Below are 15593 nucleotides of genomic sequence, written 5' to 3'. Positions count from 1 at the left end.
TATCACCTGGGGCCGTGGTTGACGGCCCATGCAACCTCGAGTCGGAGTGCTCATGCCTTACTCGTACACCGAAAAAAAGCGCATCCGCAAAAGCTTCGCCAAGCGTGAAGACGTTCAAAACGTTCCCTTCCTTTTGGCGACTCAGCTTCAATCCTACCTAACTTTCCTGCAGGCGGATACCGCCCCGTCCGATCGCGTAGCCGACGGTTTGCAGGCGGCGTTTTCGTCGATTTTCCCGATCGTTAGTCACAACGGTATGGCGCGCTTGGAGTTCGTGAGCTATGTGCTCGGCGAACCGGTGTTCGATGTCAAGGAATGTCAGCAACGTGGCCTGACCTATGCCTCGCCCCTGCGAGCCAAGGTCCGCCTGGTGCTGCTTGACCGCGAAGTCAGCAAGCCCACCGTCAAGGAAGTGAAGGAACAGGAAGTCTACATGGGCGAAATTCCGCTCATGACGGGCACCGGTTCGTTCGTCATCAACGGCACCGAGCGTGTCATCGTCTCGCAGCTGCACCGCTCGCCTGGCGTGTTCTTCGAACACGACCGCGGCAAGACGCACAGCTCGGGCAAGCTGCTGTTCTCGGCCCGCGTGATTCCCTACCGCGGCTCGTGGCTGGACTTCGAATTCGACCCCAAGGACATCCTGTTCTTCCGCGTCGACCGTCGCCGCAAGATGCCTGTCACGATCCTGTGCAAGGCCATCGGCATGACGCCGGAATCGATCCTGGCCAACTTCTTCGACTTCGACAACTTCGAGTTGAAGAGCGAAGGCGCCATGATGGAATTCGTGCCCGAGCGCTGGAAGGGCGAAATGGCCCGCTTCGACATCGCGGACCGCTCCGGCAAGGTCATCGTCGAAAAAGACAAGCGTATCAACGCCAAGCATCTGCGCGACCTGGCTGCCGGCGGCATCCAGCGCATCTCCGTGCCGGAAGACTTCCTGTACGGCCGCGTGCTGGCCAAGAACATCGTTGACGCCGATACCGGCGAAGTCATCGCCAACGCCAACGACGAGATCACCGAAAGCGTGCTGGGCGCCCTGCGCGCCGCCAACGTGCACGACATCCAGACGCTCTACACGAACGACCTGGATCGCGGCCCGTACATCTCGCAGACGCTGCGCACCGATGAAACCGCCGACCAGATGGCCGCGCGCGTTGCCATCTACCGCATGATGCGTCCTGGCGAACCGCCCACCGAAGAAGCGGTGGAAGCGCTGTTCCAGCGCCTGTTCTACAGCGAAGAAACGTACGATCTGTCGCGCGTCGGCCGCATGAAGGTCAACAGCCGCCTGGGCCGTGGTGAAGACATCACCGGCCCGATGACGCTGACCAACGAAGACATCCTTGAAACCATCAAGGTGCTGGTCGAGCTGCGTAACGGCCGTGGCCAGATCGACGACATCGATCACCTGGGCAACCGCCGCGTGCGTTGCGTCGGCGAACTGGCCGAGAACCAGTTCCGCGCCGGCCTCGTGCGCGTCGAACGCGCCGTCAAGGAACGTCTGGGCCAGGCCGAGACCGAAAACCTGATGCCGCACGACCTGATCAACTCCAAGCCGATCTCGGCCGCCATCAAGGAGTTCTTCGGTTCGAGCCAGCTTTCGCAGTTCATGGACCAGACCAACCCGCTGTCGGAAATCACGCACAAGCGTCGTGTCTCCGCACTGGGCCCGGGCGGTCTGACCCGCGAGCGCGCCGGCTTCGAAGTCCGCGACGTGCACCCGACCCACTACGGCCGCGTCTGCCCGATCGAAACGCCGGAAGGCCCGAACATCGGCCTGATCAACTCCATGGCGCTGTACGCTCGCCTGAACGAGTACGGCTTCCTGGAAACGCCTTACCGCAAGATCGTCGACGGCCGCGTCAGCGACCAGATCGACTACCTGTCGGCCATCGAAGAAAGCCATTACGTGATCGCGCAGGCCAACGCCGCGCTCGATGACGAAGGCAAGTTCGTGGACGACCTGGTGGCTTGCCGTGAAGCCGGCGAAACCATGCTGACCGCCCCGGCCAACGTGCACTACATGGACGTGGCCCCGTCGCAGATCGTGTCGGTCGCCGCTTCGCTGATTCCGTTCCTGGAGCACGACGACGCGAACCGCGCGCTGATGGGCGCCAACATGCAACGTCAGGCCGTGCCTTGCCTGCGTCCGGAAAAGCCGGTCGTGGGCACGGGTATCGAGCGCACCGTGGCCGTTGACTCGGGCACCACCGTGCAGGCGCTGCGTGGCGGCCTGGTCGACCACGTCGACGCCGAGCGCGTGGTTATTCGCGTGAACGACGAAGAAAACGTCGCCGGCGAAGTCGGTGTCGATATCTACAACCTGATCAAGTACACGCGTTCCAACCAGAACACGAACATCAACCAGCGTCCCATCGTCAAGCGTGGCGACCGTGTCGCCAAGGGTGACGTGCTGGCCGACGGCGCATCGACGGACCTGGGCGAACTCGCCCTGGGCCAGAACATGCTGATCGCGTTCATGCCCTGGAACGGCTACAACTTCGAAGACTCGATCCTGATCTCCGAAAAGGTCGTGGCCGATGACCGCTACACCTCGGTGCACATCGAGGAACTGACGGTTGTCGCTCGCGATACCAAGCTGGGTCCGGAAGAAATCACGCGCGACATCAGCAACCTGGCCGAGACGCAACTGAACCGCCTGGACGATTCGGGCATCACGTACATCGGCGCCGAAGTCAGCGCCGACGACGTGCTGGTCGGCAAGGTCACGCCCAAGGGCGAAACCCAACTGACGCCGGAAGAAAAGCTGCTGCGCGCCATCTTCGGTGAAAAGGCGTCCGACGTTAAGGACACCTCGCTGCGCGTGCCTTCGGGCATGACCGGCACCGTGATCGACGTGCAGGTGTTCACCCGCGAAGGCATCGTGCGCGACAAGCGCGCCCAGTCCATCATCGACGATGAACTGCGCCGCTATCGCCAGGACCTGAACGACCAGCTGCGCATCGTTGAAAACGACCAGTTCGACCGTATCGAGAAGATGCTGGTCGGCAAGACCGTCAATGGCGGCCCGCGCAAGCTGGCCAAGGGCGCGACGATCACCAAGGCCTACCTGGCCGACCTGGATCGCTGGCAGTGGTTCGACATCCGCCTGGCCGACGAGCCCCACGCCGTGGTGCTGGAGCAGGCCAAGGAATCGCTCGAGCAGAAGCGTCACCAGTTCGACCTGGCCTTCGAAGAGAAGCGCAAGAAGCTGACGCAGGGCGACGAGCTGCCCCCGGGCGTGCTGAAGATGATCAAGGTCTACCTGGCCGTGAAGCGTCGTCTGCAGCCTGGCGACAAGATGGCAGGCCGTCACGGCAACAAGGGCGTGGTCTCGCGCATCACCCCGGTGGAAGACATGCCGCACATGGCTGACGGCACGCCGGCCGACATCGTTCTGAACCCGCTGGGCGTGCCCTCGCGGATGAACGTGGGCCAGGTGCTGGAAGTGCACTTGGGCTGGGCTGCCAAGGGCGTGGGTCACCGCATCGCCGACATGCTGCGCGACGAGCGCACCGCGCAGGTCAAGAACGTCCGTGCTTACCTGGACAAGGTCTACAACACGACCGGCACCGGCGCGCGCATCGACGAGCTGACCGACGAAGAAGTCATGGAAATGGCCCAGAACCTCAAGAACGGCGTGCCGTTCGCGACGCCCGTCTTCGACGGCGCGACCGAAGAGGAAATCACCAAGATGCTGGAACTGGCCTATCCGGACGACGTCGCCAAGCGCATGGCCCTGACGCCCTCGCGCACGCAGGCGTGGCTGTACGACGGCCGCACCGGCGAGAAGTTCGAGCGTCCGGTCACCGTCGGCTACATGCACTACCTGAAGCTGCACCACTTGGTCGACGACAAGATGCACGCGCGTTCGACCGGCCCGTACTCGCTCGTGACGCAGCAGCCGCTGGGCGGCAAGGCGCAGTTCGGTGGCCAGCGTTTCGGGGAAATGGAAGTGTGGGCGCTGGAAGCCTACGGCGCCGCCTACACCCTGCAGGAAATGCTGACGGTGAAGTCCGACGACATCACCGGCCGCACCAAGGTATACGAAAACATCGTCAAGGGCGATCACGTCATCGATGCCGGCATGCCGGAATCGTTCAACGTGCTGGTCAAGGAAATCCGCTCGTTGGCCCTGGACATGGATTTGGAGCGTAACTAATGAAAGCGCTACTCGACCTCTTTAAGCAAGTCTCGCAAGACGAGCAATTCGATGCCATCAAGATCGGCATCGCCTCGCCCGAGAAGATCCGTTCGTGGTCCTACGGCGAAGTTCGCAAGCCCGAGACCATCAACTACCGCACGTTCAAGCCCGAGCGTGACGGTCTGTTCTGCTCCAAGATCTTCGGCCCGATCAAGGACTACGAGTGCCTGTGCGGCAAGTACAAGCGCCTGAAGCACCGTGGCGTGATCTGCGAGAAGTGCGGCGTTGAAGTTACCGTTGCCAAGGTTCGCCGTGAACGCATGGGCCACATCGAGCTGGCCAGCCCCGTCGCGCACATCTGGTTCCTGAAGAGCCTGCCGTCGCGTCTGGGCATGGTGCTCGACATGACCCTGCGCGACATCGAACGCGTCCTGTACTTCGAAGCCTGGTGCGTGATCGAACCCGGCATGACGCCGCTCAAGCGCGGCCAGATCATGTCGGACGACGATTTCCTGGCCAAGACCGAGGAATACGGCGACGACTTCCGTGCCCTGATGGGCGCCGAGGCCGTGCGCGAACTGCTGCGCACCATCGACATCGACCGCGAAGTGGAAACGCTGCGCGGCGAACTGAAGGCCACCAGCTCGGAAGCCAAGATCAAGAAGATCTCCAAGCGCCTGAAGGTGCTGGAAGGCTTCCAGAAGTCCGGCATCAAGGCCGAGTGGATGGTCATGGAAGTGCTGCCCGTGCTGCCGCCGGACCTGCGTCCGCTGGTGCCGCTGGACGGCGGCCGCTTCGCGACCTCCGACCTGAACGACCTGTACCGCCGCGTCATCAACCGCAACAACCGTCTGAAGCGCCTGCTGGAGCTGAAGGCCCCTGAAATCATCCTGCGCAACGAAAAGCGCATGCTGCAGGAAGCCGTCGACTCGCTGCTGGACAACGGTCGTCGCGGCAAGGCCATGACCGGCGCCAACAAGCGCCAGCTCAAGTCCCTGGCCGACATGATCAAGGGCAAGAGCGGTCGTTTCCGTCAGAACCTGCTGGGCAAGCGCGTCGACTACTCGGGCCGTTCGGTCATCGTGGTGGGTCCGCAGCTCAAGCTGCACCAGTGCGGCCTGCCCAAGCTGATGGCCCTGGAACTGTTCAAGCCGTTCATCTTCAATCGCCTGGAGATGATGGGCCTGGCCACGACCATCAAGGCCGCCAAGAAGCTGGTGGAAAGCCAGGAACCGGTGGTCTGGGACATCCTGGAAGAAGTCATCCGCGAACACCCGGTCATGCTGAACCGTGCGCCCACGCTGCACCGTTTGGGCATCCAGGCGTTCGAGCCGGTCCTGATCGAAGGCAAGGCCATCCAGTTGCACCCGCTGGTCTGCGCGGCGTTCAACGCCGACTTCGACGGTGACCAGATGGCCGTCCACGTGCCGCTGTCGCTGGAAGCCCAGCTCGAAGCGCGCACGCTGATGCTGGCGTCGAACAACGTGCTGTTCCCGGCCAACGGCGAACCGTCGATCGTGCCGTCCCAGGACATCGTGCTGGGTCTGTACTACACGACGCGCGAGCGCATCAACGGCAAGGGCGAAGGCATCTTCTTCACCGACGTCGCTGAAGTGCAACGCGCCTACGACAACGGCGAAGTGGAGCTGCAAAGCCGCATCACCGTGCGCCTGAAGGAACACGAGCGTGACGAGAATGGCGAATGGCAGCCGGTGATCCGCCGCCACGAAACCACCGTCGGCCGCGCGCTGCTGTCCGAGATCCTGCCCAAGGGCCTGCCCTTCACCGTGCTGAACAAGGCGCTGAAGAAGAAGGAAATCTCGCGCCTGATCAACCAGTCGTTCCGCCGTTGCGGCCTGCGCGACACGGTGATCTTCGCCGACAAGCTGATGCAGTCGGGCTTCCGCCTGGCCACCCGCGGCGGTATCTCCATCGCCATGGGCGACATGCTGATCCCGTCGGCCAAGGAAGGCATCCTGGCCGAAGCCAGCCGTGAAGTGAAGGAAATCGACAAGCAGTACTCGTCGGGTCTGGTCACGTCCCAGGAACGCTACAACAACGTGGTGGACATCTGGGGCAAGGCCGGCGACAAGGTCGGCAAGGCGATGATGGAGCAACTGGCCACCGAACCCGTGATCAACCGTCACGGCGAGGAAGTGCGCCAGGAATCGTTCAACTCCATCTACATGATGGCTGACTCGGGCGCTCGCGGTTCGGCCGCCCAGATCCGCCAGTTGGCCGGCATGCGCGGCCTGATGGCCAAGCCGGACGGCTCGATCATCGAGACGCCCATTACCGCGAACTTCCGTGAAGGCCTGAACGTGCTTCAGTACTTCATCTCGACTCACGGCGCGCGTAAGGGTCTGGCCGACACGGCACTGAAGACCGCGAACTCGGGTTACCTGACCCGTCGTCTGGTCGACGTGACGCAGGACCTGGTGATCACCGAGGACGATTGCGGCACCTCGCAGGGCTACAACATGAAGGCCCTGGTGGAAGGCGGTGAAGTCATCGAGCCGCTGCGCGACCGCATCCTGGGCCGCGTGGCCGCCATCGACATCGTCAATCCGGACACGCAGGAAACGGCGATCACCGCCGGCACCCTGCTGGACGAAGACATGGTCGACATGATCGACCGCATCGGCGTGGACGAAGTCAAGGTCCGCACGCCGCTGACGTGCGAAACGCGCCATGGCCTGTGCGCGCACTGCTACGGCCGTGACCTCGGCCGCGGCACGCCGGTCAACCAGGGCGAAGCGGTCGGCGTCATCGCCGCCCAGTCCATCGGTGAACCGGGCACGCAGTTGACGATGCGTACGTTCCACATCGGTGGCGCGGCGTCGCGTTCGGCCCTGGCCAGCGCGGTGGAAACCAAGTCCAGCGGCGTGGTCGGCTTTGCCAGCACCATGCGCTACGTCACCAACGCCAAGGGCGAACGCGTCGCGATTTCGCGCTCGGGCGAACTGGCGATCTTCGACGACAACGGCCGCGAACGCGAGCGCCACAAGATCCCGTACGGCGCGACCGTGCTGGTGGGCGATGGCGAGGCCGTGAAGGCCGGCGCGCGCCTGGCGACGTGGGATCCGCTGACCCGTCCGATCGTGTCGGAATACGGTGGCGCCGTCCGCTTCGAGAACATCGAAGAAGGCGTGACCGTGGCCAAGCAGGTGGACGAAGTCACCGGCCTGTCGACGCTCGTCGTCATCACGCCCAAGACCCGTGGCGGCAAGATCGTCATGCGTCCGCAGATCAAGCTGGTCAACGAGAACGGCGAAGACGTCAAGATCGCCGGCACCGATCACTCGGTGAACATCTCGTTCCCGGTCGGCGCGCTGATCACCGTGCGTGACGGCCAGCAGGTTGCCGTGGGTGAAGTCCTGGCGCGTATTCCGCAGGAATCGCAAAAGACCCGCGACATTACCGGCGGTCTGCCGCGCGTGGCCGAGCTGTTCGAAGCCCGTTCGCCCAAGGATGCCGGCATGCTCGCCGACGTCACCGGCACGGTCTCGTTCGGCAAGGACACCAAGGGCAAGCAGCGCCTGGTCATCACCGACCTGGAAGGCGTCAGCCACGAGTTCCTGATTCCGAAGGAAAAGCAGGTGCTGGTGCACGACGGCCAGGTGGTGAACAAGGGCGAAATGATCGTGGACGGCCCGGCCGATCCCCACGACATCCTGCGCCTGCAGGGCATCGAGAAGCTGGCGACCTACATCGTCGACGAAGTGCAGGACGTGTACCGTCTGCAGGGCGTGAAGATCAACGACAAGCACATCGAAGTGATTGTTCGTCAGATGCTGCGCCGTGTGAACATCGTCGATGCGGGCGATACCGAGTTCATCCCGGGCGAGCAGGTCGAGCGCTCCGAGCTGTTGAACGAGAACGACCGCGTCAACGCTGAAGACAAGCGTCCGGCCACGTACGAAAACGTGCTGCTGGGTATCACCAAGGCCTCGCTGTCGACCGACTCGTTCATCTCGGCCGCCTCGTTCCAGGAAACCACGCGTGTCCTGACCGAAGCCGCCATCATGGGCAAGCGCGACGACCTGCGTGGCCTGAAGGAAAACGTCATCGTCGGCCGCCTGATCCCGGCCGGTACCGGCCTGGCGTACCACCATGCCCGCAAGGACAAGGAAGCCCTGGAGGCCGCGGAACGCGAAGCCGCCCGCCAGTTGGCCAACCCGTTCGAAGACTCGCCGGTCACGGTGGGCTTGGACGCCGATGCCCCGTCGTCCGACCTGGGCAGCGAGGACGCCGCCGAATAAGGGCGACGTCCGGTGCACCCCCCGCGCAGGCCCGGCGGGGGAGGCCAGAAGCAAAAAGGCCGCTGATGCGAATCAGCGGCCTTTTTTTGTCTGCGCGGCGGGGCGCTGACGCTACCTGGCGGCCTGGTTCTTGGCGCGCTGGAATACCGGGCCCCAGACCGGATGGCCGGCTTCGTTCGGCGCCAGTTCGAAGGCGGGATCCAGTTGCAGGATGCGGCTGAAGCTGTCTTCGCAAAGTTGCGGATACTTGCTGACGCAGTAGCTGAACGCCTGCAGCTTGTAGGCCTCGATGCGCACGGCCTTGCTGGAGCCGGCCAGCTCGTCGGACCTGGCCACCCGGCGGATGACCTCGCCGTAGTGCCCGGCGCTATATTGGTCACGAACCTGTTGCAACTGTTCCAGCGCCTCGGGCGTGGGCGGATGGTCGGGCTGGGCGACCGGAAGGCCGGAACAGCCGGCCAGGGCGAACGATAATCCGAGCAAACTGCCAAGCAGGCGAATTTTCATGGGCTTTCATCTAGGTGGGGGAATTTGACGATACGCTATCGTGCCACAGCCTGATGCGCTCCGACATTTTCGGCAATGTCCTGGCGTAACGGATTGGATAATATTCCGCCTATCTGCCCTTAACCCGTTTTCGCGCCCCTTGCGCAGTATGTTGAACATGTCCTCACCCGCCGGCCTGCACACGCCGCGCAGCCCTTTTTCAGGTGCCGCGCCGCTCGCGTTGCGCCCCTTGAGCGCCATCGCCGCCAGTGCGGCGGGCGGAGTGCCGGAAACCCGCATCAAGCGGTTGTTGTCGGATCTGCTGCCTTCGCTGATGGGCCTGCATGCGCAAGGCGAAATATGCGGCGACATCTCGCTGGATACGGTGGGCATGGACGAAGGCGCGCGTGCGCACCTGTTGCCGGAGCTGTCGGTGCCCCGCTCGCGCCGCTCGGGGCTGACGCCCGTGCCGGGCTTTGCCCCGTTCGAGCTGTACACGGATTCGGCCGAATGGCCGCGCGGCCCGTGGACAGACGTCTACGCGCTCTGTGCGGTGATGCACGCACTGGTGATCGGGCTGCGCCCGCCGCCGGCGCCGGAGCGCCGCGCCACGGACAATTACGAGCCCCTGGCATCGCTGGGCCTGACGAAATACAGCCCGGCGTTCCTGAACGCGATCGATCGTGGCCTGGCCATGCTGCCGGCCGACCGACCGCAGACCCTGGGGGAGCTGGCCGCCCTGCTGGACATCGCGGTCTACGTGGACGAGTCGCCCGCCGCGCCGGAAACGGCCGCGGCCGAGGTGGTGGCCGTGCCGGCCGCGCCTGCGGCAGTGGCCGCCAAGCCGCGCGGCGGCGGCCGGCCGCTGCTGTTTCTGCTGTTGTTGGTGGCGCTGATCGGGGCCGGCGCCTACGCCTGGATCCGCTCGGGGCTCGGCACCGGCAATGCCCTCATTACCCGTTCCGAAGTGGTGCAGCCGAATCCGCCGGCGGCGCCTGTTGCGCCACCCGCAGCCAGCCCCGCGGCTCCCGCCGCCGAACCGACGCCGCCACAGTCGGCTGCGCCCGCGCCGCAGGCCGTCCTGCCCGATACGCCCGCACCGGACGCGGGCGGCCCGGCGGCGACGCCGCCCGCCGTCCCTCCTGCCGGACTTGGGGCGGCCGCGCCCTCCGCGCCGCCCGCCGCGTCGGAGCCGGACGCCAATGCCGCGCCACGCCTGCAGGAACCCGCCGCGTCGGCCGCGGCGCCGCAGGACGACGCGCCCAAACCCAAGCCCGTGCCCGTGCTGGTGCGCCTGGACATCCGGCCGTGGGGAGAAGTGTGGATCAATGGCGTGGCGCGCGGCATCAGTCCGCCGGTCAAGGAATTGCGGCTGATTCCCGGCAAATACCAAGTGTTGCTTCGCAACGCCGACCTGCCGCCCTATCGGGCGACTCTGGAAGTCAAGCCGGGCAAGCCGGCCGTCATTTCGCACACCTTCCAGTGATGTGAACGCCGCCAGGTCCTAATGGGTCGTGGTGTCCTCGGGCGCCACCGGCAGGCACAGCGTAAACACCGAGCCGACGCCCGTCTGGCTGTTCACCTCGACCTCACCGCCGTGGCGTTGCGCCACGGTGCGCACGAAGGCCAATCCCAATCCGGCGCCGCCTACGTCCCCGCGGGTGGCGACCCCGACGCGCGCGAACGGTTCGAACAGCCGCGCCAGATCCTGCGCCGCGATGCCTTGCCCCTGGTCGCGGATGTGCACGCGCCAGTAGCCGGCTGCCTGGTCGATGTCGCAGGTGATGCGGGTGTCGGGTGGGCTGTACTTGATGGCGTTGTCGATCAGGTTGCTCAAGGCCCGCATCAGCAGCGTCTGGTCGCCGAGTACGTAGGCGACCGGCAGCGAGGGCGCGACCGCCAGCGTGATGCCGCGCTTGTGCGCGGCCGCCCAGAATTCATCGACGCCGTCCTGCAGCAGGCTGCCCAGGTCGAGCTCGACCGCGTTGATGGCCATCGATTCGGCCCGCGTCAGGTGCACGAAGTCGTCGACCAGGTGCAGCGTGCGATTGGCCAGCGCGGCGATGCGGGTGAGGGTCTCGTCGCGGCCGTCCTGAGGCACGCCATCCTGCTTCATTTCCACCAGCGCCAGGATCGAGCTTTGCGGCGCGCGCATGTCGTGCGAGATGAAGCGCAGCGTTTCTTCGCGCTGCCGTTCGGCCTGGCGTATGCCGGAGATGTCGGTCAGGGTGGCGACGGTGCCCGCGAAGTTGCCCTCGGCCGTATGGATCGGCGCGCATTTCAGGATCAGGTCGCGGCCGGCGTGGTCGCGCACTTCCAGGTCGGCGCTCCAGGGCGATTGCTCGGCCGTGTGTCCCTGGCCGCTCAATACCTGCGCCACGCGTTGTCGCGTGGCGTCGTCGCCGATGGTCTTTTCCAGCAGGTGGATGGCCGGATGGCCGACCCGCGGCGGCCGCATGCCCAGCCGCTGGAAGTACATCACGGCGGCCTGGTTGCGAAATTGCATGCGGCCGTCCTGGTCGAACACCAGCGTTGCGTCGGGCATGCCATCCAGCCCGTCGGCCAGGAAGCGCCGCAGGTTGCGCACCCGCGCCAGCGCGCGCCGCAGTTCGCCGACGCGGCTTTCCAGCGAGGCGCTGGGGCCGCCCGATTGCGCCCGGGCTTCGTTCAGCACGGGCGGGTATTCGCGCTGCAGGCGGCGCAATTCGTTGTCCATGTAGCGCAGCGCGGCCTCCTGGCTGCGCCAGCTCCACAAGGGATAACACAGCGCCACGCCCACCAGCGCGGCGGTCGGCGCGAACCATTGATAACTGTGCCCCAGCAGCAGCAGGCTGGCCAGCAGCACCAGCGCCAGCAGCCCGATGTTGACGAGCAGCGCGAGGTTGGGCGAAAGGCGCCACAGCGCCAGGCAGGCCAGCAGCACCGGCAGGGCCGAGAACAGGGCATTGAGCCAGGGCACGGGCGGCCGGAAGGCGATGTCGTCGTTGGCCGCCTGCAGCAGGTTGGCGATGATCTCCACGCCCGGCATGCCGCTCACCTCGTGCGAGACCGGGGTGGTGTAGGCGTCGCCCAGGCCCGTGGCCCAGGCGCCCACCAGCACATACTTGCCGCGCAACTGCTCGGGCGGCACGTCGCCGCGCAGGACCGACAGGTAGGACACCGCACGGGTGTGCGCCGCGGGGCCGGCGTAGGGGATCAGGATGCCGCCGTCCTTGCCCGCGCGGCGCAGCAGTCGGTCGGCCATCGCCGCCTGGCCGCCCACGTCCAGCATGCTCAACGCGAAATGCTGCCAGCGCTCGCCGGCGAAACGCGCCGTCAGTACCGCCGACCGCAGCACGCCGTCGGCATCGAGGTTGGCGTTGATGAAGCCGCTGCCCGCCGCGGCTTGCGCCAGGATCGGGATGGGCGTGCTGATGGAGGAGGGGTAGGCCAGGCGGTCCAACACCACCGGCAACACGGTGCGGCCGTTGCGGCGCAAGCTGTCGGCGAGGATCGCGTCGTCACCGGGATGAGTGGTGTCGGGCTCGGCGAAGATCAGGTCCAGGCCGACCGCGCGCGCGCCCTGCAGGCGGTCCAGCAACGCCGCGTGCACTGCCCGGCGCCAGGGCCAGCGGCCGAGCGCATCGATACTGGTATCGTCGATCGCCACGATCACGATGTCGGGCGACATGTCGCGCCCTGTCAGCGCGACGGCGCGGTCATACAGGATCTGATCGACGCGCCCCAGGCCATTGAAGGATCCGAGCAGCGCGGCCAGCAGCGCCAGCGCCACCGTCAACCACAGGCCTGATCGCGAGGCCCGGTCGTTGGGGTCGGCGGCATCTGCCATGGGCGTGGATCTAGTAATCGTTCAGCGTCACGAATCCGCCGAAGCCGGTGGCGACGCCCAGGCCGCTGTTGGTCATCAGCTGGTTCACCCCGGTGAAGGTGGCCGTGGCGTCCAGGCCGCCCAGGCCCAGTTCGTCGATGGCCCGCACCGAAACGTAGAAAGTGCCGGGACCGGGAGCGCTGAAGCGGATGTCCGGACCGGGAAAACGGGTGGAGGACACCGGTTGCGTGCCGTCGGCGTCGCGCGCCACGCGCACGACGTAGGCCTGTGCGCCAGGCACGGGGGGGAACGCGCTGGTCCAACTGCCACCGCCGGCGCGCACCGGCTCGCCGAGCTGGGGCGCGGCCAGCAAGGGCCGCACGCCCGCCACGCTGCCGTCGGCGCCGATGGCGGCGCCGTAGCCCCGGGCCACCGCCACCGGTTGCGCCGGGGCGGCGCCGGGGGCGTGCGGCTGCAGCCGCACACTGCCTTCCAGCACTTCGCTGCGCACGCCCTGGCTGCCGCTCTGCACACGGAAACGCGTGCCGCGCACGCCCGTCACGGCCACCGGCGTGCGGACCTCGAAACGGCCCACGCCCTGGCCGCCGGGCGCGACGCTGGATTCGACGCTGCCGCGTTCGACATGGATGACCGAGTCGGTCAGGTCGGTGCCTTCGAATTGTCGCAGTCGCGTCAGCTCGACGGCGCCGTCGGCCGGCAGCGTGAGCTTGGAGCCATCGGCCAGCTCGAGGGTCACGAAGCCGTTGGGGGCGGTCACGACCTTGCTGCCTTCGGCCACGTTGGCGCCCGACTTGAGGGCCTGGCCGTCCAGGTTCGCCTGGCCGCTGACGTGGACCACGCGCGCATCGGCGGCGCGCTCCGGAATCATCGACAGGGGGATGCGTAGTTCAAGCCCGATGGGCAGGCGTTCGGGCGTGGCGACCTGGTTAAGCGATTGCAACGGGCTCCAGTTGGCCTGGTTGCGCGTGTAGGTCGCGGCGATGTTGATCAGCGTGTCGCCCTGGCGCACGCGGTAGATGAAGTTCTCTCCCAGCGCGCCCGCAGGTTGGCTGTGGGAGGAGGTTGCGAGCAGCAGGCCGGAAAGCAGGGCAAGCAAAGAAAGCGCGCGGCAGCGGCTCATGTCGTTCAAATCTCCAGGTAATGCCGCCGGGCGCTAGGGCGCGGGGGGCGGGCTATCTTCGGACGCGGATATCAATTCCAGCCGGTAGCCGAGCGCATAGGACGAGCTCAGGCGCACGCCGTGTTCCGGGCGCAGTTGCAGCTTCTGCCGGATGTTCGACAGGTGCGTGTCGAGCGTGCGCGAGGTGGCGGGGATCTCGCGGTTCCAGACGCATTCGGCCAGCACGTCGCGCGACATGAGGCGGCCGAGGTTGCGGAAAAAGAGCAGCGCCAGTTCGAATTCCTTGGGCGCCAGCGTGACCGCCGCGCCCTTGAGCAGGATCGTGCGCGCGGCGGGCTCGATGCGGTAGTCGGCCACGTCGAACGATTCATCGGCGGGCTCGGCGATCTGGCTGCGGCGCAGCAGCGCCGCGACGCGCGCCAGCAGCTCCAGCGGCCGCAGCGGCTTGACGATGTAATCGTCGGCGCCGGCGCGCAGGCCCTCGACCAGGTCGTCCTCGCTGGAACGGTTGGTCAGGAAGATGACCGGAATGCGCGGGCCGATGTTGGCGCGCAGCCAGCGCACCACATCGTCGCCATCGATATCGGGCAGGTGCCAGTCCAGCCGCACCAGGTCGAACGTTTCAGTGCGCAAAGCGGCAAGCAGGTCGCGGCTTTGCTGATAGCTGGTGCAGGTATATCCGGCGGCAGTCAGGACTTGCTGGATACGTTTCGCCTGGTCCAGGTCGTCTTCCAGCGACGCGATTTTCATCAGACGTGGTCTCGCGAAGGTTGGCTGCGCAAGCGCGCCCTGTGGCGCCCTACTGCAAGAAGAAGAAAGGATTGTGTAATGGAATGATAACTCGCGTGGCGTCACTGTTGGCTACGTTGTGCCAAGAACTGTCAAACATTGCAAACTTAACGAATCTTGACTGGAGTTGTTGCACAACAACGCGCCACACTGTCCCGACCCCTCCCGTCAACCGGCGCAGTCTGCCGGGCGCGGGCGGGGCAGATGGGATGGAAAGAACTATGAATCAATTGCGCGTACTGATGATGTCGCCGGACGAGGCCGCACGTAATACCGCTGTGTCTGCGCTGCTTCAAGCTGGAATTTCGGCCCGCGGCTGCTCGACTTCCCTGGAATTGTTCGGCCTGCTCAGCAACAGTCCCTATGATGCCGTGGTGCTGAATGTGGGCACCCTCGGTGAAATCGGCTATGCCCTGGTGGCCCGCCTGCACGGCTCGTCGCCGCTGGGTATCGTGGTGATGGGCAACAACCTGTCCCTGGATACCCGCCTGCGTTGCCTGCAGAGCGGCGCGGACGCCTGCCTGCCGCCGCCGCACGACCCTCGCGAATTGGCCTGCATCCTGCTGGCGCTGGCGCGACGCCTGCCCGCCGTGCAGGATAATCTGGCGACCGAGGAGCCCACCCTTGGCCAGTGGGAACTGCGTGACCAGGGCTGGACCCTGGCGGCGCCGTCCGGCACCACGATTTCGCTGTCGGCCAACGAACGCCTGATCGTGCGCTCGCTGCTCGAGGTGGCGGGCAGGGCGGTCGGCCGCGACGAATTGGGCGAAGAGCTGCGCCAGGAGGGCGGCGGCGCGCGCGCCAGCGGCACGCGCAGCATCGATGTGATCGTCAGCCGTCTGCGCCGCAAGGCGGAAATGGCGGGGTTGATGTTGCCGATTCGCACCGTCTACGGCAGCGGCTACCTGTTCGCCGACCAATAAGCCGCGCGGCCAAGACCCGCGCCTTTGTGTCGTCAAT

General features: G+C 65.8%; 8 protein-coding genes. 4 read left to right on the top strand and 4 right to left on the bottom strand.

The window, feature by feature from the left end; all coding sequences use genetic code 11:
* Nucleotides 1-52: 52 nt before the first annotated feature.
* Together rpoB and rpoC are read left to right on the top strand one after the other, a co-directional pair.
* Nucleotides 53-4165 (top strand): DNA-directed RNA polymerase subunit beta, encoded by a 4113-nt coding sequence (gene rpoB / locus AAID08_RS28545; RefSeq protein WP_020925808.1) that lies wholly within the window; start codon nt 53-55, stop codon nt 4163-4165.
* Nucleotides 4165-8409 carry a DNA-directed RNA polymerase subunit beta' gene (rpoC, locus tag AAID08_RS28540; protein WP_054504550.1) on the top strand — a complete coding sequence of 1415 codons (4245 nt, stop codon included), beginning with the start codon at nt 4165-4167 and terminating at the stop codon, nt 8407-8409. The genes rpoB and rpoC overlap by 1 nt, the downstream gene beginning before the upstream one ends.
* 111 nt (nt 8410-8520) lie before the next feature.
* On the opposite strand, the gene AAID08_RS28535 is transcribed toward rpoC, so the two are convergent.
* On the bottom strand, nt 8521-8916 hold the full coding sequence (locus AAID08_RS28535; protein ID WP_064527425.1) for a TssQ family T6SS-associated lipoprotein: 396 nt from the start codon (nt 8914-8916) through the stop codon (nt 8521-8523).
* Nucleotides 8917-9073: 157 nt separating this feature from the next.
* On the opposite strand from AAID08_RS28535, the gene AAID08_RS28530 reads away from it, so the two are divergent.
* A complete protein-coding gene (locus AAID08_RS28530; RefSeq protein WP_395757211.1) occupies nt 9074-10381 on the top strand; it encodes a serine/threonine protein kinase in 1308 nt (435 codons plus the stop codon).
* Nucleotides 10382-10399: 18 nt separating this feature from the next.
* Here AAID08_RS28530 and AAID08_RS28525 read toward each other — a convergent pair whose 3' ends face one another.
* From AAID08_RS28525 to AAID08_RS28515, 3 genes are read right to left on the bottom strand one after another with little or no spacing between them, the layout of a single operon-like run.
* Nucleotides 10400-12724 carry a CHASE2 domain-containing protein gene (locus AAID08_RS28525; protein ID WP_395757210.1) on the bottom strand — a complete coding sequence of 775 codons (2325 nt, stop codon included), beginning with the start codon at nt 12722-12724 and terminating at the stop codon, nt 10400-10402.
* A gap of 10 nt (nt 12725-12734) precedes the next feature.
* On the bottom strand, nt 12735-13844 hold the full coding sequence (locus tag AAID08_RS28520) for a FecR domain-containing protein (protein ID WP_395757209.1): 1110 nt from the start codon (nt 13842-13844) through the stop codon (nt 12735-12737).
* A 33-nt stretch (nt 13845-13877) separates the two neighbouring features.
* Complete coding sequence (locus tag AAID08_RS28515) at nt 13878-14594, bottom strand: response regulator transcription factor (RefSeq protein WP_395757208.1); 717 nt, start codon at nt 14592-14594, stop codon at nt 13878-13880.
* 260 nt (nt 14595-14854) lie between these two features.
* Here AAID08_RS28515 and AAID08_RS28510 point away from each other — a divergent pair, with 260 nt between their 5' ends.
* Nucleotides 14855-15556 (top strand): response regulator transcription factor, encoded by a 702-nt coding sequence (locus AAID08_RS28510; protein ID WP_054504555.1) that lies wholly within the window; start codon nt 14855-14857, stop codon nt 15554-15556.
* Nucleotides 15557-15593: the final 37 nt, after the last annotated feature.

Origin of the sequence: Achromobacter sp. EB05, assembly GCF_044232075.1 — a bacterium.
GTDB classification, from domain to species: Bacteria; Pseudomonadota; Gammaproteobacteria; order Burkholderiales; family Burkholderiaceae_B; genus Achromobacter; species Achromobacter dolens.
This window is presented reverse-complemented; position numbering and strand designations above follow the sequence as displayed.

Coding starts and splice junctions, on each gene's coding strand:
- AAID08_RS28510 (WP_054504555.1), top strand. CDS start 14,855: ATGAATCAATTGCGCGTACTGATGATGTCGCCGGACGAGGCCGCACGT.
- AAID08_RS28530 (WP_395757211.1), top strand. CDS start 9,074: ATGTCCTCACCCGCCGGCCTGCACACGCCGCGCAGCCCTTTTTCAGGT.
- AAID08_RS28520 (WP_395757209.1), bottom strand. CDS start 13,844: ATGAGCCGCTGCCGCGCGCTTTCTTTGCTTGCCCTGCTTTCCGGCCTG.
- rpoB (WP_020925808.1), top strand. CDS start 53: ATGCCTTACTCGTACACCGAAAAAAAGCGCATCCGCAAAAGCTTCGCC.
- rpoC (WP_054504550.1), top strand. CDS start 4,165: ATGAAAGCGCTACTCGACCTCTTTAAGCAAGTCTCGCAAGACGAGCAA.
- AAID08_RS28525 (WP_395757210.1), bottom strand. CDS start 12,724: ATGGCAGATGCCGCCGACCCCAACGACCGGGCCTCGCGATCAGGCCTG.
- AAID08_RS28515 (WP_395757208.1), bottom strand. CDS start 14,594: ATGAAAATCGCGTCGCTGGAAGACGACCTGGACCAGGCGAAACGTATC.
- AAID08_RS28535 (WP_064527425.1), bottom strand. CDS start 8,916: ATGAAAATTCGCCTGCTTGGCAGTTTGCTCGGATTATCGTTCGCCCTG.